Consider the following 22,763-nt stretch of genomic DNA (forward strand, 5'->3'; position numbering starts at 1 on the left):
ACGCGGGACCTTCCCGGCCGCATCAGACGAGGAACGCGGCGAGGTCGAGGAGCAGCTCGTCCGCCCCCGGCCCGGCCATGACCCCCAACCCCACCGGCAGTCCGTCCACCTGGGCGAGGGGGAGGGAGATCTGCGGTGCCCGGGCGAGGGGCGAGATGACGCTGAACGTCATCAGGCGGCCGCGCACCTCGCTGGCCGCCGCGGGATCGAGGTCGAGGGGCGGCGCCACGCCGGGCGTCGTCGGCACGATCATGACCGCCCCGCCCGAGAGGAGCTCCCACACCCGTTCGGTGAGCAGCGCCGCCACGCGCTCGGCCTCGGCCTCCTGCTCGGCGCCGACCGACGCCGCCTCCTCCCACCGCTGCGCCGTCGTCGGCCCGAACCGCGGGTGCATCCGCTCGATCCAGTGCCGGTTGGTGCGCCAGGCGTCGGCCCGCTGGAGGGTGCGGAAGGTGTCGGCCCACTGCTCGGCCTCGCCCATCCCCCAGAACCGGGTGGGCTCCGGTGTGCGCAGCAGGGCCATGCTCACCCGGCCGATGGCGTCGGCGAGCGCGTCGGCCACCCCCGGATCGCACATCTCGAACATGTCCTCGGCGACCAGGAGCTGGGTGATCCGCCCCCGACGGCGCCCGGTGCCGAGGAGCGCCTCGCCGACCCGGCGGGCGACCTGTCCGTCGCGGGCCAGCCACCCGACGGTGTCGAACCGCGGCGCGAGCGGCGCCACGCCCTCGATCGGCACCCGTCCGTGGGTCGGCCGCATGCCGATCACGCCGCAGTAGGAGGCGGGGACCCGCACCGAGCCGGCGGTGTCGGTGCCGAGCGCCACGTCGACGAGACCGGAGGCCACGGCGACCGCCGAGCCGCTCGACGACCCTCCCGGGTCGCGCGTGGGGTCCGCGGGGTTGATCGGCGTGCCGTAGTGCTCGTTGACCCCCGACAGGGAGTAGGCGGACTCGGCGGTGTGCGTCTTGCCGACGCAGGTGGCGCCGGCGTCGAGGAGCCGCTGCACCGCGGTCGCGTGCATGGGCGCCGGCTCCGCGGCGGCGAGGAGGTCGGGGTTCCCGACGCCGGTTCGCTGGCCGGCCACGTCGATCATGTCCTTGACGGCGAACGTGCGGCCGCTGAGCGGCCGGTTCGGGGCCCCGGGGACCAGCTCGTCGGGCCCCACGATGAAGGGGCCCGTCGTGCGGGCGTGCATGAGGACCTCTCCTTCCCGTGTCACGTCCTACGGTCTAGCGCCTCGACCCGCCGACGGGGTGCAGTCCGGCGAACGGCCTGGTTCAATCGAGGCATGAGCGTCCGAGCCCCGATGCGCCCGCCGAAGTCGAACGAGGCCTGCTGGTGCGGCAGCGGCAACAAGTTCAAGCGGTGCCACGGTCGACCCGACGCCCGCATCCGCCCGGGGACGCTCAGCCCCACCCGTGAGGTGCCCGACCACATCGAGCGCCCGCCGTACGCCGCGAGCGGCCAGGCGGTCCGCCGAGCCGAGCCCCGCGTGAAGAGCCCGGACGTCATCGAGCGGATGCGTCGCACCGGCCGCACTGCGGCCGAGGTGCTCGCCGCCACCGCCGCCCACGTCCGACCGGGCATCACCACCGACGAGCTCGACGCCATCGCCCACGCCGAGGCCGTCGCCCGCGACGCCTACCCGAGCCCGCTCAACTACAACGGCTTCCCCAAGTCGCTGTGCACCTCGATCAACGAGGTCATCTGCCACGGGATCCCCGACGACCGCCCGCTGAGCGACGGCGACATCGTCAACCTCGACGTCACGGTGTTCCGCGAGGGCGTGCACGGCGACACCGACGCCACGTTCCTCGTCGGCGACGTCGATCCCGAGTCCCGCCGGCTCGTCCGGGTCACGCGCGAGTCGATGGAGCGGGGCATCGCCGCGGTCCGACCGGGGCGGCCGATCTCCGACATCGGTGCCGCCATCCAGGAGCACGCGGAGGCCGAGGGGTTCGGCGTCGTGCGGGACTTCATCGGCCACGGCATCGGCGAGCAGTTCCACACCGACCTGCAGATCCCCCACTACTTCTCGCCGCACGCCACGACGGTGATGGAGCCGGGCATGACGTTCACGATCGAGCCGATGATCACGATGGGGTCGTACCGGTTCAACCTGTGGCCCGACGGGTGGACGGCGGTCACCTCCGACGGCCTCCGGACCGCCCAGTTCGAGCACACGATCCTCGTCACCGACGACGGCGCGGAGATCCTCACGCTCACCGGCGAGGACCAGGCCTAACCCGTCCCGGCGGACCCCGCCGCGGCGCGACGCAGGCGGTCGCGCACCGCGGCGCCGATGCCGTCGCCGGGCGGCGGGACGACCACGAGCACGTCGACGCCGCGCCGATCGGCCTCCCGCAGCCGGGCGTAGAGCACGCGCGCGTACGCCGCGGGTCCTCCGGCCGCGTCGAGCTGCTCGACCGGCGGCAACAGGCCGGGGATCAGGTCCGGCGCGAGCACGGCGACGGACCGGCCGTCGCGGACGTGGGGTGCCACGACCCTGGCCACCTCACCCGGCGCCACCGCGGGGTCGAGCACGACGACGCGGGCGTCGGGGGCGTAGTGGGCGGCGAGCATCCCCGGGGCCACCGGCTCGGCCGCGTCGCCGGCGGCCTCGGCGTCGGGCAGGTCCTCGCGGAGCTCGGCGAGCGTCACCTGGCCGGCACGCAGGAGCCGGGGCACCCCGCCGGAGAGGTCGACGATCGTCGACTCGATCCCGACCGTGCACGGGCCACCGTCGAGCACGAGGTCGACGGCGTCGCCGAGCTCGGCCACGACGTCGGCGGCGCTCGTCGGGCTGACCCGCCCGAAGCGGTTCGCGGACGGGGCGACGACCCCGTCGCCGAGCTCGGCCAGCAGCGCGTGGGCGAGGGGGTGGGCGGGCGCGCGCAGGGCGACGGTGTCCCGCCCGCCCGTCACCACGTCGGCCACGGCGTCGGAGCGGCGCAGGAGGATCGTCAGCGGCCCGGGCCAGTGACGCGCCGCCAGGACCCGCGCCGCCGGCGGGACGTCACGGGCGAACCGGTCGAGGTCGTCGACGCCGGCGACGTGGACGATCAGAGGGTGGTCCGTCGGACGTCCCTTGGCCCGGAACACCCGGGCGACCGCCTCGGGGAGGCTCACGAGGGCAGCGAGGCCGTACACGGTCTCGGTCGGGAGCCCGACGAGACCTCCCGAGCGGAGGATGCTCGCCGCCGCGTGGACGTCAGTGCCGATCTTCGTCATGACGATCCACGGGCGGGCGGAGGTGGTGGAGCTGGCGGGATTCGAACCCGCGGCCTCCTCGATGCGACCGAGGCGCTCTAGCCAACTGAGCTACAGCCCCAGAGGGGCGGTGCCGGGGCACCAGGGCGATGAGCGTAGCCGCTCGGGGAGCGGACGCCGAACGCCGCCGGTCAGCCCCGTGCGGCGCCGACCCGGTGCAGGGCCGGGGCCTCGGCGTGGTCCTCCTGGCGCGGCAGGTACGCCACCTTGTGCCGACGCTCCAGGGCCACCTGCTGCATCTGCCACAGCATCGCCACGTAGGCGGCGAGCAGCAGGACGCTCACGGCGAACAGGGCCCAGGCGATGCCGCCGACGACGAGCCCGGCGAGCGCCGTGAGGCCGGTCGAGGCGAGGAGGCCGACCAGGACCTGGCGGCGCCGCTGGCGCGCCGTGGAGGTGCGTCGCACACCGGTGCGCATCGAGGCCGCCGGGGCGCTGAGGCGTGAGGTGAGGTCGAGGGCGGGGCCGCCGCTGCGGGCCCGACCCATGCCGCCGCCGAGCACGGACATCTTCTGGCGGAAGCTGCCGACCGAGTCGGAGGGCCGCCCGACGCCGCCGAGGAGGCGTGCGATCGGTGGGAGGAGGACCGACGCCCACGCGACCACCAGACCGACCGCGAGACCGACCTTCAACATCCCAACCACGACAGCGACCACGCAGACATCTCCCTTGTTGGTCGGCACTGCAAGGTGTCGGCACCGGCCAGCCCCAGATGACGGTCCGACGACGATTGTGACGGTTCTACTACGAACCACCCGTCGATGCCACAACCCCGTGACCGTTGCCACCCGTGTCACGTGTCTCGTCGTCGTCTCCCGCGGCGGTCGGTGGACGCCGGACCCGCCGCCGGAGGAGGAGGGCGCCACCGACCAGGACGACCAGCACCAGCACCGCACCGAGGAGGCGCACGAGGCCGTCGGTGGTGGCCCCGTCGACCGCATCGGCGACCGACGCCGCGCCGTCCTCGGCCCCCGACCAGTCGCCGTCGTCCATGGCCGCGCGTGCCTCCTCGATCTCCTCGTCGACGTCGGAGAACCACAGCCCGACGTCGGCGAGCGGGCCGGCGTCGTCGCGCGCCTCGACCGCCTGCCGGAGGTCGCCGGCCGCGTCCTCGGCGGCGTCCATCTCGTCGCGCAGCTCGCCCAGGTCGTCGGCGGACTCGAAGGTGCGCTGGAGCGGCTCGGGCACGTCGAGGTCGATGCCCCGCAGCTCGTCGGCCAGATCATCTCGTGCCGCCAGGAGGTCCCGGACGTCGTCGACGACGGCGGTGGCCTCGTCGAACTCCCAGCGCAGCATGTGGTCCCGCAGCACGGCCGGCGGCGCCCAACCGTCACCCTCGTCGAGCAGGTCGGCGTAGGTCGCGCGTGCCGCGGCCCGGTCGTCGAGCGCCTCCACCTGGTCGGGGGTGACGACGTGGTCCCGGAACAGCTGCTCGGCGCCGGTCGAGCCACCGACCTCCTCGAGCAGGTCGAGGAGGTTCCGCCAGTCCGCGATGGTCGGCAGGTGGTCCTGGGTCGATCCCGACGGGTACGGGGAGCGGCGCTCGTCCGCCGCCCGCAGGACCTCGGCGATCGCCTCGGCGCCGATCTCGTCGTGCAGCGCCCGGGCGAGCCACCACGACGCGTTGTAGCCGAACGCCTCGGTGGCCGCGCTGTCCGGGTCGTCGAACGCCGGGGTCTCCCACCCGTTGAGCGGCGCTCGGGCCGGGTCGGACGGATCGATGGGGTCCGGCGCCACAGGCTCCCCACCGAGCTCGACGAGCACCCGGGCGGAGAGCTCGTCGGCGAAGGCCTCGTTGATCCAGCGACCTCTGAACAGCTGGTGGTTGAACCACGCATGGGCCATCTCGTGGAGCGTGACGTGCTCGTCGAGCTCGTCACCGACCTCGATGAGCGATCGGGCGTGCTCGTACCACCCGGCGTAGCCGTAGAGGTACGGCGCGACGGTCTCGACGATCGTCAGCCGCCGGTCCTCGTCCCAGGCGAACCCGATCGCCTCCTCGAGCAGGGGGAACCCCTCCTCGACCAGCCTCGTGGTGTGGTCGAGCCAGGCGTCGTCACCCGGCCACCCCTGGACGCGCACGGTGTGCGGGCCGAAGTCGACGACCCGCTCGGCGAGCTGGTCGTCGTCGCGGACGACGACGCTCGAGTACCACTCGGACGAGTCGGCGATGGCGTCCGCCCGGTACCGATCGAACCCGTCAGCCGAGCCCTGCGGGGTGAGCGGCTCCCCGACGATCTCGACGTCGGTGCCCGACGGCACGCGGAGCTCGACCGACCCCAGACCGGGATCGGCCGCAGCGAGCAGCGGCATGGTGGCGAACGCCGGGTTCACGTTGCTGATGCCGCCGCTACGGGGCGGCTGCCCGGGCAGGTCGTAGGACAGCCGGATCGTCTGGCTGTTGCCGTAGAAGAGGTTGGGCGAGAGGTCGATCGTCGCCAGCTCGGCGAGCCCGCCACCGATGGGCTCGGTCGTGACGCCGAGCGCCCGGCCACCCGCGCCGGTGGCCGTGACGCCGTTCGACCGCGACAGGACCGGCGTGGCGTAGGCGTGGAAGTAGTACTGCTCGATCGTCGATCCGGTGACGCGGTCCGGCGTCTGGTTCGTGAGCGTGATGTCGTGGGTGACGCGGATGACCGAGCCCGCGAGGTCGACGGTGTAGACGGTGGTCGACTCCACCCGGAGGCCCGGCGTCGTGTCCTCCTGGGTGCGCACCGGCGCGGCCGCGGCCCCACCGCCGCTCAGCGCGACGAGCAGGACGGCGAGCGCGACGACGAGGGCGCTGCGCCCGGACCTGCCGGCTGCCCGCCCGCCCCGTTCGGTCACGTCGGGTCGGTGCCGTCCCCTTCGACGGCCCGCCGGTAGGTCCCGGACCGGCCGCCGGTCTTCTCCCAGAGCGTGATGTCGCCGATGACCATCGAGCGGTCGACCGACTTGCACATGTCGTAGATCGTGAGCGCCGCGACCGAGCAGGCGGTCATCGCCTCCATCTCCACGCCCGTGCGGTCGACGGTCTCCACCTGCGCCTCGACCTCGACGTAGCTGTCCTCGATGCGGAAGTTCACGAGGACCGACCCGATGAGCAGCGGGTGGCAGAGCGGGATGAGGTCCGAGGCCCGCTTCGCCGCCTGGATGCCGGCGACGCGGGCCACCGAGAGCACGTCGCCCTTCGACAGCGCACCGCGGGCGACGAGCGACGTCGTCTCCGGCTGCATGAACACCCGGGCCCGGGCGAGTGCCCGCCGGTGCGAGGGCTCCTTGGGCGTCACGTCGACCATGCGCGCCCGGCCGAGGGGGTCGAGGTGGGTCAGGCCGTGGTCGGACATGGCGGGGAGTGTAGGCGCCGGGGTCGACGGGCAGCCTGCCACGAGCGAGCGGCGGCGCTCCCCGGTCCGACACCACCCGAAGAGGGTGAGCACGACGTCGTCAAGGTGGCGCGCCGACGTGCCGATGCAGGAGGACTGATGCCGTTCTCGTCCCGCCCCCACCCCCGCCGCCGGTTGCTCGCCTTCCTCCTCGCGTCGGCCCTCCTCTCCGCCGGGCTCACGCTCGGCCCGACCCCCGAGCCCGCGAGCGCGGCCTGCGCCGCCCGGTCGACCCGGCTCGGCGGCACTATCCAGGGCCAGGACGGCCGCTACATGTGGGTCATGCTCGGCCTCGAGTACTTCGACGCCGCCGGGCGCCGCCTGGACGCCAACGGGTGCGTCATGCCGACCGGGCAGTACTCCGACCTGTACCGGATCAACCGCAACATGATGAGCGGACACGGCAGCTCGACGAGCGACGGCGGCCGGTTCACCAAGAACTGGTCGATCCAGGTCCCGAACAACGCCGCGACGGTCTGGATCGAGGCCTACCCCCGCACGAACGACCCCTACGAGGCGGTGTCCACCGAGCGCTACGGCCACGCCATGCGGCGCGCGGTGCCGCTGCCGAACACCAACCTCGACATCCGCATGCCGCTCAACTGCGGGGTGCAGGGCGACAACGGCGTCGTGGGGCAGAACGGCTCGATCGCCGGGCGACTCGTCGTCAACGGCCGACCGGTCGACGTGCCGAACATCCACGCGTGGAACGTCGACCCGAACACGTCCAACCCGATCTGGGGGTGGGGCGACTCGCCACGCAACTCCCGTGGCAACGGCTACTACCGGGTCGAGAGCCTGGCGCCGAACCAGCACTACACCGTCTGGATGATCGACGGGAACGGCCACATCCGGAAGTCCCCGCCGCTCTGGGTCGCCCCCTGCCAGGAGACCGTCTGGGAGGTCGTCGAGGGCGCCGACGTGCTGTACCTCGACTGGTTCGCGGGCTTCGTCGACGCCCGCGCCTCGGCGTTCTACGGGGGCGCGCTGGCGTGGCTCCGTGGCAACGGGCTCACCACGGGCATCAGCCCCGGCGTCTACGCCCCGAACAACGCGAGCACGCGCGCCGAGGTCGTCACCTTCATGTGGCGGGTGCAGGGCGAGCCCGCCCGCAGCCGCCCGCACGGCTTCGTCGACGTCGTCGGCAACCCCTTCTACGAGCGGGCCCTGCGGTGGGCGGCGGCCGACGGCCTCACCACCGGCGTCGGCGGCTCGAACCGCTTCGACCCGAACGGCCAGGTCACCCGCGGCGAGCTCGTGACCTTCCTCCACCGCCTGGCAGGGCGGCCCGGCGGTCATCCGTCGACCGGCTTCGTCGACGTCCGCCCCGGGGCGTTCTACGACGCCGCCGTGCGCTGGGCCTCCGCTCGCGGGCTCACCACGGGCGTCGGCGGCTCCAACCGCTTCGAGCCCGATCGTCCCGTCACCCGGGCCGAGATCGCCGTGTTCCTCTGGCGGTTCAAGAACCAGCCCGCGCCGCCGAACCCGGGCGACGCCGTCAACTGCACCAGCTTCACGCGCTGGTCGGAGGCCAAGGCGTGGCACGACATCTACAGCCCCCGCTGGGGCGACGTCGCCGGTCTGCGCTCCGGCGGCACGGTGTGCCCGAGCCTGCCCGGTGCGCCGCTGCGCTAGCCGCCCAGCTGGCTCATCGACTTGCTGGGCCTGATGAACTGCACCGAGCCGACGTTGTTGCCGGCCCACTTCTCCCCGACGCAGCGGGAGATGGCCGCCGACAGCTCGGCATCGGTGCCGCCGCCGCGCAGCAGGCCGCGCAGGTCGGTGTGGTCGAGGGCGAACAGGCACGATCGCAGCTGGCCCTCGGCGGTGAGGCGCACTCGATCGCAGCTGGCGCAGAACGACTGCGTCACCGTGGCGATCACGCCGATCTCGCCGCGTCCGTCGACGTAGCGGAACCGCTCGGCCGGTGCGGACCCCCGTGCGACGTCGCCCAGCGGCTCGAGCGGGAAGACGGCCCCGATGCGATCGACGATCTCGGCGTGGGTGACCACCTGCCCGTTGGTCCACTCCCCCGTGGCGTCGAGGGGCATGAACTCGATGAACCGGACGACCACGCCGGTGTCGCGGCCGAAGCGGGCGAAGTCGACGAGCTCGTCGTCGTTCACGCCCCGCATGGCCACGACGTTGATCTTCACGGGCGAGAGACCGGCCTCGAGCGCGGCATCGATGCCGTCGAGCACGCTCGCCAGCTCGTCGCGGCGCGTGATCTCCACGAACCGGTCGCGACGCAGGGTGTCGAGCGAGATGTTGATGCGCCGCAGGCCGGCGTCGGCGAGCAGGCGGGCCAGCGACCGGAGCGTCGCCCCGTTGGTGGTGAGCGACAGGTCGACGCCGAGCGCGGCCAGCTGGGCCACGAGCTCGGGCAGGTGCGCCCGGACGGTGGGCTCGCCACCGGTGAGGCGGATCGACTCGAACCCGTGCTCCTCGACGAGGAGGCGGGCGATCCGCACGATCTCCTCGAACGAGAGGACGTCCTCCCGGGGCAGCCACTGGAGGCCCTCGGCCGGCATGCAGTAGGTGCAGCGGAAGTTGCACCGATCGGTGATCGAGATGCGCAGGTCGCGGTGGGTGCGCCCGAACGAGTCGACCAGTGGCGTGACCATCGGGCCCAGCGTAGGGGTCAGCCGAGCAGGATCGCCTCGACGGTGCCGCCGGGTGCCACGCCGTCGCCGTCGGGCAGCACCGCGAGCGCCGACGCCGCCGCCATCGCCGAGAGCTGGTGGGACCCCTGGCCCCCGGCGGAGCGCACGTGGAAGCGCCCGTCCTCGCCGTAGGCGGCCTGGACCCGCAGGAAGTGCGTCTTGCCGTCGGGGCGGCGGGCGAGCCCGTCGACCGCCACCGCGTCGACGATGAGCCGACCGGGGCCCTCGTGACCCATCATCCGGCGGAGCCCGGGGCGGGCGAACAGCTCGAAGCTCACCATCGAGGACACCGGGTTACCCGGGAGGCCGAACACCGGCGTGCCGTCGACCGTGCCGAAGGCCAGCGGCTTCGCCGGCTTGATGGCGACCTGCATCCAGTCCATGTCGCCGAGGCGGTCGAGCACGACCTTGACGTAGTCGAAGTCGCCCATGCTGACGCCGCCGGACGTGACGAGGGCGTCGCAGCGCTCGACGCCGTCACGGATCGCCGCGGTGATGGCCGCCTCGTCGTCGGGGACGATCCCGAGGTCGACCGACTCGCAGCCCAGCTCGTCGAGGAGCGCGAGCAGCGTGTGGCGGTTGGCGTCGCGGATCTGGCCCGGCTCGAGCGGTCCGGGGCCCTCGACCAGCTCGTCGCCGGTCGACATCACCCCGACGCGCGGCCTGCGGTGGACCTCGACCGTGCGTCGCCCGATGCCGGCGAGCACCCCGAGGTGCCCGGCGGTCAGCTCGACACCGGCGGCGACGACCGGATCGCCGGCGCGGAGGTCGTCGCCCGCCGGTCGGACGTGGTTGCCCGGTGCGACCTCGACGGTGACCTCGACGCTCGATCCGTCGTCCGACGGCCGGCAGCGCTCGACCATGACGACGGCGTCGGCACCGGGCGGGATCGGGGCACCGGTCATGATCCGGGCCGCCGACCCCGACCGGACCTGCACCTCGCCGGACGAGCCGGCGGCGACGGTGCCGACGACGTCGAGGCGGACGGGACGCTCGTCGGTGGCGCCGACCGTGTCGGCGGCGACGACGGCGAACCCGTCCATCGCCGTGTTGGCGAACGGCGGGACGTCCTCGTCGGTGCGCACCTCGAGGGCGGTGACGAGGCCGCGCGCTGCGGCGAGGGGGACCTCCACCACGGGCAGCAGGTGGCAGTCCCGGAGGACCCGGGCGCGCGCCTCGCCGAGAGGGATCACGACGGGTCGCCGATGCCCTCGCGCGCCGCGACGTCGCGGATCAGCGAGAGCAGGTCGGCTCGCAGGTCCTCCCTCTCGAGGCCGAGCTCGAGGACCGTGCGCAGGTAGTCGACCTTGTCGCCGACGTCGAAGCGGCCCCCCTCGAAGACGAGCCCGTTGACCCCCGACCCCGCGGCGAGGGTGGCCATGGCGTCGGTGAGCTGGATCTCGCCGCCCTTGCCGGGGGCGGTGCGCTCGATGTGGTCGAAGATCTCCGGGGTGAAGACGTACCGGCCGATGACGGCGAGGTCCGACGGCGCCTCCTCCGGCGGCGGCTTCTCGACGAGCCCCCTCACCGCGACCAGGTCGTCGCGACCCTCGATCGGTTCGACCGCCGCCGAGCCGTACTTCGACACATCCTCCTTCGGCACCCGCATCAGGGCGATCGTCGAGGTGCCGCGCTCCTCGGTGGCGGCGATCATCTCCCGCAGGAGCGGTGACCGTGGGTGCATCATGTCGTCCCCGAGGAGGACGGCGAAGGGCTCGTCGCCGACGTGCCGGCGGGCGACGCCCACGGCGTGGCCGAGGCCGAGCGCCTCCCCCTGGCGCACGAAGTGCACCTGGGCGAGGTCGGCCAGGGCGCGGATCTGCTCGAGCTCGGCGGTCTTCCCGCCCGCCTCGAGGACTGCCTCGAGCTCGCGGGTGCGGTCGAAGTGGTCCTCGACCGCCTTCTTGTAGGGGCTGGTGACGATGAGGATGTCCTCGATGCCCGCGGCCACCGCCTCCTCGACGATGTACTGGATCGCCGGGCGGTCGATGATCGGCAGCACCTCCTTCGGCACCGACTTGGTGAAGGGGAGGAAGCGGGTGCCCCAGCCGGCGGCGGGGATCACGGCCTTGCGGACCTTCGACATCATCACTCCAGTGTGCGGGGGGCGGGGTCGGGACGTCGGGTGCGCTGCTCCTCGCCACGGAGCAGGCGACGGATGTTGCCGGCGTGGCGCAGCACGACGAGCAGCGCCAGCGCGGCGGCGGCCAGCACCTCCCCCAGGGGTCGGCCGGTCAACCCGACGCCGACCGGCAGGCCGACGGCCATGACGAGCGACCCGACCGACGCGATGCCGACCAGGCGACCGGCGAGCAGGAAGGCCGCGACGAGGACGACCGAGACGAGGGGCCACAGGACCAGCGCGACGCCACCGGCGGTGGCGACGCCCTTGCCGCCCCGGAAGCGCCGCTGGATCGGGGCGACGTGACCGACCACCGCGGCGAGGCCGCAGGCCAGGGCGAGCGGCCGCCCGATGAGCACCAGCGCGGCGAGGGCCGGGAGGAGGCCCTTCAGGAGGTCCACGACGAGCACCGCGACACCGGCGCGCCGCCCCATGAGCCGGTAGACGTTGCTCGCACCCGGGTTGCCCGAGCCCGCGGTGGTCGGGTCGACGCCGCGGCGCGTGCCGACGAGGACCGCGGTCGGGAGGGTGCCCAGGGCGTAGGACGCCAGCACCGCGCCCACCATCACGATCCCTGGCGCCCCGAACACGTCGCGGAGCCTAACGGGCGGTAGGCTTGGCACTCGCAAGGCACGAGTGCCAATCTGTTCCCCGCTCGTCCGATCCGCACGGAGGCCGGCCACCCGATGCCCACCTACCAGTACCGCTGCCGCGACTGCGGCGAGGACCTCGAGGTCGTCCAGTCCTTCACCGACGACGCCCTCACCACGTGCCCCAGCTGCGACGGTTCGCTGAAGAAGGTCTTCTCGGCGGTCGGCATCAGCTTCAAGGGCTCGGGCTTCTACAAGACCGACAGCCGGGGCGGCTCGTCGAGCTCCTCGTCGACCTCGAGCACCGAGAGCTCGTCGAGCAGCAGCTCGAGCAGCAGCTCGAGCAGCAGCTCCGACTCGTCCTCGAGCTCGTCGACCTCGTCGAGCACCTCGGCCGCCGCCTCCTGAACCTGCCCGTCGACCGCCGCCGCTGCGGGCGGTAGCGTCGGCGTCGCTTCCCCCTCCTGCACCGCCTGGAACAGGAGGTCCCCGTGGCCCCGAGCCCGCTCCCCTCTCGCGCCACCCTGGCGCGCCGCCCTCGCCGACGCCTCGTGGTCGCCCTCCGTCGCCAGCCCGTCGTCTTCTGGGCGCTGGCCGCGCTGGCCGGCATCGCCACCTACGCCACCGTCGCCGGTGCGCTGCAGCGGGCGACCGCCGGGGCCGAGGCCTACGGCGACCTCGTGCCCGTCCTCGTCGCCCGAGAGGACCTCGCGGCCGGCGCGACACTCGATGCCGGCCAGGTCGAGGTGCGACGTCTCCCGGCGTCGCTGGTCCCCACCGACGCCCTCGCGTCACTGCCGGAGGGGCGATCGGTGCGGAGCCCCGTGCTGGCCGGGGAGGCGGTGGCGGCGTCGCGCCTCGCCCCCGACGGCGCGATCGGCGTCGCCGGCCAGCTGGCTCCCACCGAGCGGGCTGTCGCCGTGCCCACGGACCACCACCGGCCACCGCTCGCCGTCGGCCAGCGCGTCGACGTCCTGGCCACCGTCGATCCGACGCTCGCCACCGGCCGTGGGCCCACGACCCCTGTCGCCACCTCCGCGCGGGTCCTCGTCGTGGAGGACGCCGGGATCACCGTCGCGGTGGGGTCCGACGACGCCGCCCGCCTCGCGACCGCGATGGCCACGAGCGTCGTCACCGTCGTGATCTCGCCGGGCTGAGCCGACCGGAGGTCAGCCGGACGACGTCGAGGGGATGATCCGGGGCGTCCAGGGACGGGCCCGGTCGAAGTGGTGGCCGACGACCTCGCCCTCGGGCAGCTTGGCGAGGAAGTCCGCCGGCCCGTCGAAGTCCGGCATCTCGACGTAGACGGCACCGAGCGCCGCGGGCACGTGGGCGTCGCTCCCGGCACCGGCGAGCAGCCCGTGGGCGGCGGCGTACTCCGCGGCCTCCCGGTTGAGGTGCTCGAGGCTGGTCTTGCCGTTGCGCACCTCCATCACGTCGACGAGGCCCGCCGCCACCAGCTCGTCGATGCTCTCGGCCCGGAGGTTCGCCCGCATCGGGTCGAACGGGTGGGGCACGTAGACCACGCCGCCCTGGGCCCGGATCCGCTCGGCCGCCTCGCGCGGCCCCACGCCGAAGGGGATCCGCTCGGTGAGGAACAGCCCGATGATCTCGCCGAGCTGGGTCCGCAGCTCCTCCCCGACGACGACGCGGCACGGCAGGCGCGCCGCCAGCTCCTCGGCACCGGCGATGGCGTTGTGGTCGGTGATGCACAGCACGTCGATGCCGCTGTCGACGACGGCCTCCTCGACCTCGTCGGGGGTCGTCGTCGAGTCACCCGACCACATCGTGTGCGAGTGCATGTCGACCCGGACCCACCCCGGTCGGAGCGGGCGTGCCAGGTGCGGGTGGCGGTCGACCGCCGTCTCGGGCGGCCCGTCGGTCGAGGTCACGGGGGCCGAGCCTACCCGTGACCTCCCGTTCACCCGGCCGGCGCCACGTAGGCGTAGAGGAGGCGGCACGGCCGGTCGGTGGCGGCCTCCATGTCGTGCTCGACCCCGGCGGGGATGTGCACGTACGAGCCGGGTCCGAGCTCCCGACCGAGGATCCGAGCCACGCCGTCGAGCACCCCGACGTGGTGGTGGTTGGCGCGGTGCGCGTGGGCGCCGAGGTGGTGGCCGCCCTCGATGGTCAGGATCCCCTGCATCGACGTGGCGTCCCGCCAGAGCACCTGGTTCCCCACGCCGGGGATGTGGCCGAGCGCCTCGACGGGCAGCCGCTCGATCTCCTCCGGCGTCAGGACGGTCGACCGTCGGACCTGGGTCGCATCCATCGCTCACCTCCACGGGACTCGCTCACCTGCAGTCTCCCCCGTCGGGCCCGCCCACCCAAGGGGCGAAGGTCACCGAGGCGACGGCCGTACGCTCACGGAGGTGGCGACCGGATCGACCGACGAGGGAGGCACGGCGGGCGGACCGTCGGTGCGCGTCGACGAGGCGGCAGGGCGATGGGTGCTGGTCGCCACGATCCTCGGCTCGGGCATGACGATGCTCGACAGCACCGTCGTCAACGTCGCGCTCCCCCGCCTGGGCGACGACCTCGGCAGCGACTTCGCCGGCCTCCAGTGGGTCGTCAACGGGTACATGCTCGCCCTCGCCTCGTTGATCCTCCTCGGGGGCTCACTCGGCGACCGCCTCGGGCGACGACGGGTGTTCACCGCCGGTGCCGTGGCGTTCACCGCGGCCTCGCTCCTCTGCGCCGTCGCGCCCTCGGTGGAGGCGCTCGTGGCGGCGCGGGTCCTCCAGGGCGTGGGCGGCGCCCTTCTCACCCCCGGCAGCCTGGCGATCATCCACGCCACGATCCACCCCGACGACCGGGGCCGCGCCATCGGCACGTGGTCGGGGCTCGGCGGCATCACGACGGCCATCGGCCCGTTCCTCGGCGGATGGATCGTCGACGTCGCGTCCTGGCGCTGGATCTTCCTCATCAACCTGCCGCTCGGCGCGCTCGTCACCTACGTGGCCGTGACCCGCCTCCCCGAGACCCGGGACGCCGAGGCGTCGACGCACCTGGACCTCGCCGGCGCGGCGCTCGGCGCGGGCGGGCTCGCCGTCCTCACGTGGGGGCTCATCGAGGCCCGGACCGCCGGGGTGGCCGCGGGCCTCGTGCTGCTCGCCCTCTTCGTGGCCGTCGAGCGGCGCACGACCGACCCCATGCTCGTCGTGTCGATCTTCAGGTCCCGGGCGTTCTCGGCGACGAACGGGGCGACGCTGTTCATCTACGGCGCGCTCGGGGCGTCGATGTTCATGATCGCCCTGGTCCTGCAGCGGGCGATGGGCTACTCGCCGCTCGAAGCCGGAGCGGCGACGGTGCCGGTGACCCTCGTCCTCCTCGTGGCGTCGCCCTGGGCCGGGGCGCTGGCCCAGCGCATCGGGCCGCGGCTGCCGATGACCGTCGGGCCGCTCGGCATCGCCGCAGGTCTGGTCCTCATGCGCCGCATCGCACCGGGCGCGGGCTACGCCGAGGCGGTGCTGCCCGCCGTGCTCGGGCTGGCCGCCGGACTCGCCCTCACGGTGGCGCCGCTGACGGCGACGGCTCTCGCCACCGCCCCGGATCGCCACGCCGGTCTGGCCTCGGGGGTGAACAACGCCGTCGCCCGCACCGGCCAGCTCCTCGCCGTCGCGGTCATCCCCCTCGTCGCCGGCTTCGCGCCCGGCGTGGAGGTGGCGCCCGACGAGCTGGTCGTCGGCTTCCACACGGTCTCGACGGTCGTCGCCGCCGGTGTGGTCGTCGCCGCGGCGTTCGCCTGGGCGTTCGTCCCGGTCGACGCGCTCGATCCGGGACGACCGACCGGTCCCTCGGGGTCAGCGGCCGCCGAGCGACACGTCGTCGATGACGAGTGAGGCCATGCCCGCGCCGCTCGGGAGCCACTCGATGTCGGCGCCGACCTCGCGGAGGTCGAGCAGCATCCTCTGGAGGGACCCGGCGACGGTGACCTCCCGCACCGGCTCGGCCAGCGCCCCGCCGCGGATCATGCGGCCCTCGGCGCCGACGCTGAAGTCGCCGGACACCGGGTTGACGCCCGAGTGGAGGCCGTTGAAGGACCGGACCGCGAACCCCAGCTCGACGTCGGCGAGGAGCTCGTCGGCCGAGCGTGCGCCGGGCTCGACGACGAGCACCTGCACGCCGGGGCTCGGCAGGCTCCGGGAGCCCCGGACGGCGGAGGCGGTGGAGGCCGTGCCGGCTCGCCGGCCCGTGGTGCCGTCGTAGAGGAAGCCGCGGAGGACCCCGTCGTCGACGAGGACGTTGCGCCGGGTCGCGAGCCCCTCGCCGTCGTGGCTGTCGGCGCCGAGCGAGCGCAGGTCGGTCGGGTCGTCGACCAGTCGGAGCACCGGCGACGCGATGGCGTCGCCGCGGCGGTCGGCGAAGGGCGACCGCCCCTTCAGCACGGCGTCGCCGGTCAGCGTGCCCGCGACGATGCCGAGCAACATCGCGGCCAGGCGGGGCTCGACGACCAGGGTGAGGCGCTGGGACGCCACCGGTCGCCCGCCGAGGAGCTCGGTGGCCCGGTGGACGGCGTCGGCCACCACCGCGTCGTCGTCGAGGTCGCCCGGGGCGCGTGCGGCGTCCACCCCGGCACCGGTGGCGGTGTCGTCGCCCTCCCCCGCGATGGCGCTCACCGACAGCGAGCAGGAGGTGCCGCGCGTGGCCAGCGCGAGACCGGCGGTCGAGGCGAGGGCGACCCGCGACGCCCCGTCGGACCAGATGGCGGTGCGCACCGAGCGCACGCGCGGGTCGCCCGCACGCACGCGGCGCTCGAGGTCCACGGCTCGGGCGATCTTGTCGGGCTCGGCCATGGCCAGCGACTCGTCGCGCCAGTGGTCGACCTCGATCGCCACCACGCCGTCCGGCTCGACCAGTCCCACGTGCTCGTCGGGCGTGGCGAAGGCCGCGTTGTCGCGTGCCTCGGCCAGCGTGTCGTCGAGGACCTCGGGATCGAGCGAGCCGGCGTGGGCGAACCCCTCCCGACCATCGCGGATCACGCGGATGCCCGCGCCGTGGGAGGTCGCCGACGTGAACGACTCGACCTCGCCGCCGTGGACCCGGACGGTCGTTCGCCGGGACTCGCCGATGGTGACCTCGAGCTGCTCGCCCGCGTCGGCGCGCTCGACGAGCCCCCGGGCGAGCCGGAGGAGGGAGTCGTCCGGGTCGCTCACGCCGCGGTGCCCCCGACGGTGAGGCGGGCGACCCGGAGGGTCGGCGTGCCGTCGCCCACCGGGACGCCCTGGCCGTCCTTCCCGCAGGTGCCGGGTCCGCCCATCTCGAAGTCGTCGCCGAGCATGTCGATGTCGCGGAGCACCTCAGGGCCGTTGCCGATGAGGTTGCCGTCGCGGATCGGGGCGGTGATCCGGCCGTCCTCGATGAGGTAGGCCTCGGTCATCCCGAACACGAAGTCGCCGGTGGCGGTGTTCACCTGCCCGCCGCCGAGCTGGGCGACGAAGACGCCGCGGTCGGTGGCCGCGACGATGTCGTCGGGTGCGTCGGTGCCGTTGCCGATGTAGGTGTTGGTCATGCGGACCATCGGCAGGTGCTGGTAGCTCTGGCGGCGCCCGTTGCCCGACGACGCACGCCCCTCCTTGCGGGACCGCAGGTGGTCCCACATGTAGTCGGTGAGGACGCCGTGCTCGATCAGGACGTTGCGCTGCGCGGGACGCCCCTCGTCGTCGATGGCGATGGCGCCCCACTCCTCCGACATCGTGCCGTCGTCGACGAGGGTGACGAGCGGGCTGGCGACGAGCTCGCCGCGACGCCCGGCGAAGACCGAGGCGTCCTTCGCGACGAGGTCGGCCTCGAGCCCGTGGCCGCACGCCTCGTGGAAGAGCACGCCGCCACCGCCCTTGCCGATCACCACCGGCATCGACCCGGAGGGAGCGGGGACGGCGCCGAGCTTCGTCAGCGCCCGGCGTGCGGCGCGGCGGGCGAGGTCCTCGACGTCGTAGGCGTCGAACAGCTCGAAGCCCACCGTGCGTCCGATCGACTCGCGGCCGGTCTGGAGGCCGGTGTCGCCGTCGGCGACGCACGACACCGAGAACAGCGTGCGCACCTGGTCGTCCTCGGCCAGCAGGCCGTCGGTGTTGGCCACGAGGATCCGGCGCCGGGTGTCGCCGTAGCGCGCCATCACCTGGGTGATCTCGCCGCCGGCGGCCCGCGCCGCCTCGTCGGCCCGACCGAGCAGCTCGACCTTGGCCGCCTTGGCGACCTCCTCGGGCAGCGTGCGCACCCCGTGCGGGCGGGCGGCCTGCCGGGTGAGATCGACCGCCCTCGTGCCGCCGTCACCGCGGGAGGCGGCGGCCGCCGCGGCCTCGGCGGCGAGGCGCAGGCCCTGCTCGCTGAGGTCGGAGGTGTGGGCGAAGCCGGTCGTCTCGCCGCGCACGACCCGGATGCCCGCGCCCCTGTCCCGGCCCGACGACATGTCCTCGATCCGGCCGTCGTCGAGCACGGCCCCCGTGTGGCGACGGTCCTCGACGAACACCTCGGCCCACTCGCCACCGGTGGCCAGGGCCGCGCCCAACGTCCGCTGCAGGGTCTGCTCGTCGATCACCGGCGCTCCTCGTCGTCGTGCACCTCGACCCCCGTGCCGCCCCGGTCGAGATGTGCCGTAGGGTACCGGCGATGCCCATCCGTCACGGGTCGTCGGCCGCGGTGGACCTGGTGGTCGCCGACGACGACACCGCCATCGCGATCCGGTCCGGCGACGTGCCCGTCCTCGCCACGCCACGCCTCGTCGCGCTCTTCGAGGAGGCCGCGGTGGCGGCGGTCGCCGGTCAGCTGGACGAGGGGATGACCACGGTGGGCATGCGCGTCCAGGTCGATCACCTGGCGCCGACGGCCGTGGGGTCGACCGTGACCGCGGAGGCCACGCTCGAGCGCATCGACGGGCGCCGCCTGGTGTTCACCGTTGCGGCGCGCGACAGCCGCGGACTGGTCGGGGCGGGCAAGGTGACCCGCGTCGTGGTCGACACCGACCGCTTCCTCGACAAGCTGTCGTAGCGCCGTCACACCAGGCGCGGGAAGTGCCCCGGCGGGACCGTCGACGACGGCCGGTTCGTGCGGCGCGTGCGACGGGCGTCGACGGGCGGGGTCGGGCGACGGGTCCAGCGGGTGTTGCGTCGACGGGTCATGGCTCCTCCTCGGGTGACCGCTAGGCTGCGATCGCAAAGAACTCTTTGCAGAGTACCCATTGCAAAGGACTCTTTGCAAACACTTCTTTGGGAAGGACGCACCGTGCCCGACGAGACGCCGGACCAGACGCCCCGCACCGCCGACCCCCTCCCCGCCGACGAGTGCCGGGTCCTCGACGCCGCTGCGCTCAAGGCCCTCGCCCACCCGTTGCGGTTCCGCCTGCTGGAGCGGCTGATGGAGCGGGGTCCGAGCACCGCGAGCGAGCTGGCGCGCGAAGTGGGCGAGAGCAGCGGCTCGACGAGCTACCACCTGCGCCAGCTGGCCGCCCACGAGCTGATCGTCGAGGCTCCCGACATCGGCACAGGACGCGACCGCTGGTGGCGGGCCCGGCCCGGCGGCTGGACGCTCGAGGGCTTCGAGATGCAGCAGAACCAGCCCGAGACCGCCCACGACGTCGACGTCGTCCTCGACGAGGTCCGCCGCACCCAGACCGAGCGCCTCCACCGCTGGCACCGCGAAGCCCACCTGTGGGGCTCCGAGTGGGTCGACGGCAGCATCGACATGATCTCGCGGCCGATCCTGACCCGCGGCGAGATGCGCCAGATGCGCGACGAGCTGCTCGCGGTGGTCGACCGCTGGCGGAGCGCCGTCGGCGAGCGCAGCGCCGGCCGCGCCCCCGTGCCCGACGGGGCGGTGCCCGTGACCCTCGTCCTCGACGTCTTCCCGAGCGGCGACCCGCCGGGCCGCGACGCCGACGGAGATCAGGCCGGGACGGCCACCTCGCCGTAGAGGGTGGTGCGCTGGCGCAGCGGACGACCGAGCGGGGCGACGATCGCCGCGAAGTCGTCGGGCGTCAGCTGCTGGCCGTGCTCGGCGCCGGCGGCCCGCGAGATGTTCTCGTCCATCAGCGTGCCCCCGAGGTCGTTGCAGCCGGCCTGGAGCATCTGGCGGACCCCGGACACCCCGATCTTCACCCAGCTCGCCTGCACGTTGTCGATGAGGCCCCGGTAGGCGATGCGCGCCACGGCGTGCACGAGGAGGGTCTCGCGGAACGTGGGCCCGCGTCGGGCCTTCCGCTGGAGGTAGATGGGCGACGCCATGTGGACGAACGGGAGCCCGACGAACTCGGTGAACCCCCCGGTGTCGCGCTGGAGGTCGCGGGTGACGAGCAGGTGGCGCACCCAGCTCTCCGGCTGCTCGACCGCACCGAACATCATCGTGACGTTCGAGCGCAGGCCGACCTCGTGCGCGGTGCGGTGGGCGAACAGCCACTCGTCGGTGGTGATCTTGTCGGGGCAGAGGACCTCGCGCACCGGGTCGTCCAGGATCTCCGCCGCCGTGCCGGGCAGGGTCCGCAGTCCCGCGTCCATCAGCCGGCGGAGGTAGTCGGCGAGCGGCTCGCCGAGCCGGCGCGCCCCCTCGGTCACCTCGAGCGCCGTGAAGCCGTGGATGTGGATGCCGGGCGCGGCCTCGGCGACCGCCCGGGTGACGTCGACGTAGTAGTCGCCGTCGAAGTCCGGGTGGATGCCGCCCTGGAGGCAGACCTCGGTGGCGCCGACCTCGACCGCCTCGCGCACCCGCTCGGCGATGTCGTCGAGCGTGAGGAGGTACGGGGTGCCCCGCAGGTTGAGCGACAGCGGCCCCTTGCTGAAGCCGCAGAACCGGCACTTGAACGTGCAGACGTTCGTGTAGTTGATGTTGCGGTTCCGCACGTAGGTGACGTCGTCGCCGACCGCCTCCCGCCGCAGCTCGTCGGCCAGGGCGGCCACCGCCGCGACCTCGTGGCCCCGGGCGCGCAGGAGCGTGAGCAGCTCGTCGCCGCCGGGTTCGTGTCCCATCCGGACGCCCTCGAGGACGTCGACGACGGGCCCCGAGGTGGCCGCCGGCGCCGGCACCAACGCGGGGGCAGGCGCCGAGGCCCCGGAGTACCAGGCGGTCGAGCGGTTCTCGACGTCGACGTCGGCGCCGGAGCCCACGTGGCGGGCGTCGCGGATCCGCTCCGGCAGGTGGGACCCCTCGTCGTCGCGCGCCAGACCGTCGGCGTCGGCGCGGTCGAGCACGGCGAAGCGCAGCGACTCGTCGAACCAGCGGTCGGGGTCGAGCACGTGCTCGCGGTGGGCCGTGAGGCGGGGGGCGAGCACGAAGCCGTGGGCCTCGGTGGCGGAGCGGAGCGCCTCGAGCGCGGGCCAGGGGCGCTCGGGGTTCACGTGGTCGGCGGTGACCGGGGAGACGCCGCCCCAGTCGTCGATGCCGGCGTCGATGAGCGCCCCGAGGTCGGCCGCGAGGTTCGGCGGGGCCTGCACGTGCACCTCGGGCGGGAGCGCGAGGCGGGCCAGGGCGACGGCCCGCAGGTGGGCCTCCTCCGGGCAGGGCTCGTGTCGCCACATCGCCGTACCCGGCTTGGGCAGGAAGTTCTGGACGATGACCTCCTGCACGTGGCCGTGGCGGCGGTGGGCGGCGGCGATGGCCGAGAGCGCCTCGAGCCGATCGGCCTCCGTCTCGCCGATGCCGACGAGGATGCCGGTGGTGAACGGGATCCGCAGCTCGCCGGCGGCCTCGAGCGTGGCGAGCCGGCGCTCGGGTGCCTTGTCGGGTGCACCGCGGTGGGCGGGCAGGTCGGCACGCAGGGTCTCGACCATCATCCCCTGCGAGGGGCTGACCGCCCGGAGGGCCGCGAGGTCGTCGCGCCCGAGGGCGCCGGCGTTGGCGTGGGGCAGGAGCCCGGTCTCGTCGAGCACGAGGCGGGCCATCGCGACCAGGTGGTCGATCGTCGACGTGCGACCGTGGGCGGCCAACCACTCGGCGGCGACCGGGTACCGGGCCTCGGGCTGCTCGCCCAGGGTGAAGAGGGCCTCGTGGCAGCCGACCCTGGCACCGGCCCACGCGATCTCGAGCACCGCGTCGGCGTCGAGGTAGGGGCGGTCGAGCCGGGCCGGCGGCCGGGCGAAGGTGCAGTAGCCGCAGTTGTCCCGGCACAGCATCGTGAGGGGGATGAAGACCTTGGGCGAGTAGGTGATGCGGTGGCCGTGCCGCGCGTCGCGCACGGCACGTGCCGCCGCGAGCAGCTCGTCGGTCGGCAGGTGGAGGAGGTCCTGGTTCACGAGGCTCCGTGCAGGTCGGCGGGGGCCGGGACGGCCTCCGGTCGGGCGGGGGCGCCGGGCCCGGGACGGCTCCGGATGTGGTGCGGCGCCGCGGCGACGTCGCAGGAGGGGCAACGAGGCTGCCGCTCGATCGGCGTGCCGCAGGCGTCGTGGAGCAGCTCGACGGGCGGGCCGGCGTCGGCGTACCAGCGGTCGCCCCAGGCCATGAGCGCGATGAGCGCGGGCGAGAGGTCCGCCCCCTTGCGGGTGAGGCGGTACTCGCAGCGCAGCGGGCGCTGCTGGTACGGGACCTTCTCGACCAGTCCGTGCTCGAGCAGCCGGTGCAGGCGGTCGGTGAGGAGGTTGCGGGCGATGCCGAGGTCGGCGTGCATCTCGCTGAACCGGCGCACCCCCCGGAACAGGTCCCGGAGGATGAGCAGGGTCCAGCGGTCGCCGACCACGTCGAGCGTCGCCGCGATCGAGCAGGGAGGTTCGGTCGGTCCCATCGGGCGGGCACGCTAAGCCAGTCGGTTTCGATCTGCAACCGA

The 22,763-nt window shown here is 73.9% G+C and carries 23 protein-coding genes and 1 tRNA gene; 7 read left to right on the forward strand and 17 right to left on the reverse strand.

Going from position 1 to position 22,763, the window contains the following annotated elements; genetic code table 11:
• Nucleotides 1–22: 22 nt before the first annotated feature.
• Nucleotides 23–1,198 (reverse strand): amidase, encoded by a 1,176-nt coding sequence (locus GH723_RS13815; RefSeq protein ID WP_153760193.1) that lies wholly within the window; start codon nucleotides 1,196–1,198, stop codon nucleotides 23–25.
• A 93-nt stretch (nucleotides 1,199–1,291) separates the two neighbouring features.
• On the opposite strand from GH723_RS13815, the gene map reads away from it, so the two are divergent.
• A complete protein-coding gene (gene map / locus GH723_RS13820; protein WP_153760194.1) occupies nucleotides 1,292–2,248 on the forward strand; it encodes a type I methionyl aminopeptidase in 957 nt (318 codons plus the stop codon).
• Here the strand turns inward: map and GH723_RS13825 are convergent.
• The 5 genes from GH723_RS13825 to moaC form a co-directional block, all read right to left on the reverse strand.
• Nucleotides 2,245–3,234: an L-threonylcarbamoyladenylate synthase gene (locus GH723_RS13825; protein WP_153760195.1), complete on the reverse strand. Its 990-nt coding sequence runs from the start codon at nucleotides 3,232–3,234 to the stop codon at nucleotides 2,245–2,247. The two genes, map and GH723_RS13825, sit on opposite strands and share 4 nt — an antisense overlap.
• A 23-nt stretch (nucleotides 3,235–3,257) precedes the next feature.
• Nucleotides 3,258–3,334: transfer RNA gene (locus GH723_RS13830), tRNA-Ala, on the reverse strand.
• A gap of 70 nt (nucleotides 3,335–3,404) precedes the next feature.
• Nucleotides 3,405–3,908 carry a hypothetical protein gene (locus GH723_RS13835; RefSeq protein WP_153760196.1) on the reverse strand — a complete coding sequence of 168 codons (504 nt, stop codon included), beginning with the start codon at nucleotides 3,906–3,908 and terminating at the stop codon, nucleotides 3,405–3,407.
• Between the two features lie 109 nt (nucleotides 3,909–4,017).
• Nucleotides 4,018–6,099: a gluzincin family metallopeptidase gene (locus GH723_RS13840; RefSeq protein WP_153760197.1), complete on the reverse strand. Its 2,082-nt coding sequence runs from the start codon at nucleotides 6,097–6,099 to the stop codon at nucleotides 4,018–4,020.
• Nucleotides 6,096–6,599, reverse strand: a complete 504-nt coding sequence (gene moaC, locus GH723_RS13845) for a cyclic pyranopterin monophosphate synthase MoaC (protein ID WP_153760198.1) — start codon at nucleotides 6,597–6,599, stop codon at nucleotides 6,096–6,098. The genes GH723_RS13840 and moaC overlap by 4 nt, the downstream gene beginning before the upstream one ends.
• A gap of 138 nt (nucleotides 6,600–6,737) precedes the next feature.
• Between moaC and GH723_RS13850 the strand changes: the two genes are divergently transcribed.
• Nucleotides 6,738–8,273 (forward strand): S-layer homology domain-containing protein, encoded by a 1,536-nt coding sequence (locus GH723_RS13850; protein WP_153760199.1) that lies wholly within the window; start codon nucleotides 6,738–6,740, stop codon nucleotides 8,271–8,273.
• Here GH723_RS13850 and moaA read toward each other — a convergent pair.
• From moaA to GH723_RS13870, 4 genes are read right to left on the reverse strand one after another with little or no spacing between them, the layout of a single operon-like run.
• A complete protein-coding gene (gene moaA / locus GH723_RS13855; RefSeq protein ID WP_153760200.1) occupies nucleotides 8,270–9,262 on the reverse strand; it encodes a GTP 3',8-cyclase MoaA in 993 nt (330 codons plus the stop codon). The two genes, GH723_RS13850 and moaA, sit on opposite strands and share 4 nt — an antisense overlap.
• A gap of 17 nt (nucleotides 9,263–9,279) precedes the next feature.
• The gene (locus GH723_RS13860) at nucleotides 9,280–10,494 is read right to left on the reverse strand and encodes a molybdopterin molybdotransferase MoeA (protein ID WP_153760201.1); all 1,215 of its coding nucleotides are present in this window, start codon (nucleotides 10,492–10,494) and stop codon (nucleotides 9,280–9,282) included.
• Entirely contained in the window at nucleotides 10,491–11,390 is a 900-nt protein-coding gene (gene galU, locus GH723_RS13865) for a UTP--glucose-1-phosphate uridylyltransferase GalU (protein WP_153760202.1), read from the reverse strand. The genes GH723_RS13860 and galU overlap by 4 nt, the downstream gene beginning before the upstream one ends.
• The gene (locus tag GH723_RS13870; protein WP_153760203.1) at nucleotides 11,390–12,013 is read right to left on the reverse strand and encodes a glycerol-3-phosphate acyltransferase; all 624 of its coding nucleotides are present in this window, start codon (nucleotides 12,011–12,013) and stop codon (nucleotides 11,390–11,392) included. Before GH723_RS13870 ends, galU begins: the two co-directional genes overlap by 1 nt.
• Nucleotides 12,014–12,109: 96 nt before the next feature.
• Here GH723_RS13870 and GH723_RS19250 point away from each other — a divergent pair, with 96 nt between their 5' ends.
• Both GH723_RS19250 and GH723_RS13880 read left to right on the forward strand, forming a co-directional pair.
• Nucleotides 12,110–12,421: an FmdB family zinc ribbon protein gene (locus GH723_RS19250; RefSeq protein ID WP_153760204.1), complete on the forward strand. Its 312-nt coding sequence runs from the start codon at nucleotides 12,110–12,112 to the stop codon at nucleotides 12,419–12,421.
• Between the two features lie 83 nt (nucleotides 12,422–12,504).
• A complete protein-coding gene (locus GH723_RS13880) occupies nucleotides 12,505–13,170 on the forward strand; it encodes an SAF domain-containing protein (protein ID WP_195210308.1) in 666 nt (221 codons plus the stop codon).
• A 12-nt stretch (nucleotides 13,171–13,182) separates the two neighbouring features.
• Here GH723_RS13880 and GH723_RS13885 read toward each other — a convergent pair whose 3' ends face one another.
• Nucleotides 13,183–13,905, reverse strand: a complete 723-nt coding sequence (locus GH723_RS13885) for a PHP-associated domain-containing protein (protein ID WP_153760206.1) — start codon at nucleotides 13,903–13,905, stop codon at nucleotides 13,183–13,185.
• Between the two features lie 29 nt (nucleotides 13,906–13,934).
• Nucleotides 13,935–14,285, reverse strand: coding sequence for a cupin domain-containing protein (locus GH723_RS18900; RefSeq protein ID WP_153760207.1), 351 nt, complete (start codon nucleotides 14,283–14,285; stop codon nucleotides 13,935–13,937).
• 100 nt (nucleotides 14,286–14,385) lie between these two features.
• Here GH723_RS18900 and GH723_RS13895 point away from each other — a divergent pair, with 100 nt between their 5' ends.
• Complete coding sequence (locus tag GH723_RS13895; RefSeq protein ID WP_229022840.1) at nucleotides 14,386–15,855, forward strand: MFS transporter; 1,470 nt, start codon at nucleotides 14,386–14,388, stop codon at nucleotides 15,853–15,855.
• Here the strand turns inward: GH723_RS13895 and GH723_RS13900 are convergent.
• Both GH723_RS13900 and GH723_RS13905 read right to left on the reverse strand, forming a co-directional pair.
• Nucleotides 15,817–17,169, reverse strand: coding sequence for a TldD/PmbA family protein (locus tag GH723_RS13900; RefSeq protein WP_195210310.1), 1,353 nt, complete (start codon nucleotides 17,167–17,169; stop codon nucleotides 15,817–15,819). The genes GH723_RS13895 and GH723_RS13900 overlap by 39 nt on opposite strands.
• Nucleotides 17,166–18,554, reverse strand: coding sequence for a TldD/PmbA family protein (locus tag GH723_RS13905; RefSeq protein ID WP_153760210.1), 1,389 nt, complete (start codon nucleotides 18,552–18,554; stop codon nucleotides 17,166–17,168). Before GH723_RS13905 ends, GH723_RS13900 begins: the two co-directional genes overlap by 4 nt.
• A 71-nt stretch (nucleotides 18,555–18,625) precedes the next feature.
• Here GH723_RS13905 and GH723_RS13910 point away from each other — a divergent pair, with 71 nt between their 5' ends.
• A complete protein-coding gene (locus GH723_RS13910; RefSeq protein WP_153760211.1) occupies nucleotides 18,626–19,003 on the forward strand; it encodes a thioesterase family protein in 378 nt (125 codons plus the stop codon).
• 5 nt (nucleotides 19,004–19,008) lie between these two features.
• Here GH723_RS13910 and GH723_RS19060 read toward each other — a convergent pair whose 3' ends face one another.
• Nucleotides 19,009–19,134 carry a hypothetical protein gene (locus tag GH723_RS19060; RefSeq protein ID WP_267471317.1) on the reverse strand — a complete coding sequence of 42 codons (126 nt, stop codon included), beginning with the start codon at nucleotides 19,132–19,134 and terminating at the stop codon, nucleotides 19,009–19,011.
• A gap of 103 nt (nucleotides 19,135–19,237) precedes the next feature.
• Here GH723_RS19060 and GH723_RS13915 point away from each other — a divergent pair, with 103 nt between their 5' ends.
• Complete coding sequence (locus tag GH723_RS13915) at nucleotides 19,238–19,924, forward strand: winged helix-turn-helix domain-containing protein (RefSeq protein WP_229022841.1); 687 nt, start codon at nucleotides 19,238–19,240, stop codon at nucleotides 19,922–19,924.
• Here the strand turns inward: GH723_RS13915 and cofH are convergent.
• Nucleotides 19,897–22,236: a 5-amino-6-(D-ribitylamino)uracil--L-tyrosine 4-hydroxyphenyl transferase CofH gene (gene cofH / locus GH723_RS13920; protein WP_229022842.1), complete on the reverse strand. Its 2,340-nt coding sequence runs from the start codon at nucleotides 22,234–22,236 to the stop codon at nucleotides 19,897–19,899. The two genes, GH723_RS13915 and cofH, sit on opposite strands and share 28 nt — an antisense overlap.
• Nucleotides 22,233–22,721 carry a winged helix-turn-helix transcriptional regulator gene (locus GH723_RS13925; protein ID WP_153760213.1) on the reverse strand — a complete coding sequence of 163 codons (489 nt, stop codon included), beginning with the start codon at nucleotides 22,719–22,721 and terminating at the stop codon, nucleotides 22,233–22,235. The genes cofH and GH723_RS13925 overlap by 4 nt, the downstream gene beginning before the upstream one ends.
• Nucleotides 22,722–22,763 lie beyond the last annotated feature (42 nt).

Source organism: Actinomarinicola tropica (assembly GCF_009650215.1).
Taxonomy (GTDB): Bacteria; Actinomycetota; Acidimicrobiia; order Acidimicrobiales; family SKKL01; genus Actinomarinicola; species Actinomarinicola tropica.

What these genes read in the sequence shown, in the direction of transcription:
- GH723_RS13815 (WP_153760193.1), bottom strand. Translation starts at nt 1,198, where the DNA reads ATGCACGCCCGCACGACGGGCCCCTTCATCGTGGGGCCCGACGAGCTG.
- map (WP_153760194.1), top strand. Translation starts at nt 1,292, where the DNA reads ATGAGCGTCCGAGCCCCGATGCGCCCGCCGAAGTCGAACGAGGCCTGC.
- GH723_RS13825 (WP_153760195.1), bottom strand. Translation starts at nt 3,234, where the DNA reads ATGACGAAGATCGGCACTGACGTCCACGCGGCGGCGAGCATCCTCCGC.
- GH723_RS13835 (WP_153760196.1), bottom strand. Translation starts at nt 3,908, where the DNA reads ATGTTGAAGGTCGGTCTCGCGGTCGGTCTGGTGGTCGCGTGGGCGTCG.
- moaC (WP_153760198.1), bottom strand. Translation starts at nt 6,599, where the DNA reads ATGTCCGACCACGGCCTGACCCACCTCGACCCCCTCGGCCGGGCGCGC.
- GH723_RS13850 (WP_153760199.1), top strand. Translation starts at nt 6,738, where the DNA reads ATGCCGTTCTCGTCCCGCCCCCACCCCCGCCGCCGGTTGCTCGCCTTC.
- moaA (WP_153760200.1), bottom strand. Translation starts at nt 9,262, where the DNA reads ATGGTCACGCCACTGGTCGACTCGTTCGGGCGCACCCACCGCGACCTG.
- galU (WP_153760202.1), bottom strand. Translation starts at nt 11,390, where the DNA reads ATGATGTCGAAGGTCCGCAAGGCCGTGATCCCCGCCGCCGGCTGGGGC.
- GH723_RS19250 (WP_153760204.1), top strand. Translation starts at nt 12,110, where the DNA reads ATGCCCACCTACCAGTACCGCTGCCGCGACTGCGGCGAGGACCTCGAG.
- GH723_RS18900 (WP_153760207.1), bottom strand. Translation starts at nt 14,285, where the DNA reads ATGGATGCGACCCAGGTCCGACGGTCGACCGTCCTGACGCCGGAGGAG.
- GH723_RS13910 (WP_153760211.1), top strand. Translation starts at nt 18,626, where the DNA reads ATGCCCATCCGTCACGGGTCGTCGGCCGCGGTGGACCTGGTGGTCGCC.
- GH723_RS19060 (WP_267471317.1), bottom strand. Translation starts at nt 19,134, where the DNA reads ATGACCCGTCGACGCAACACCCGCTGGACCCGTCGCCCGACCCCGCCC.
- GH723_RS13925 (WP_153760213.1), bottom strand. Translation starts at nt 22,721, where the DNA reads ATGGGACCGACCGAACCTCCCTGCTCGATCGCGGCGACGCTCGACGTG.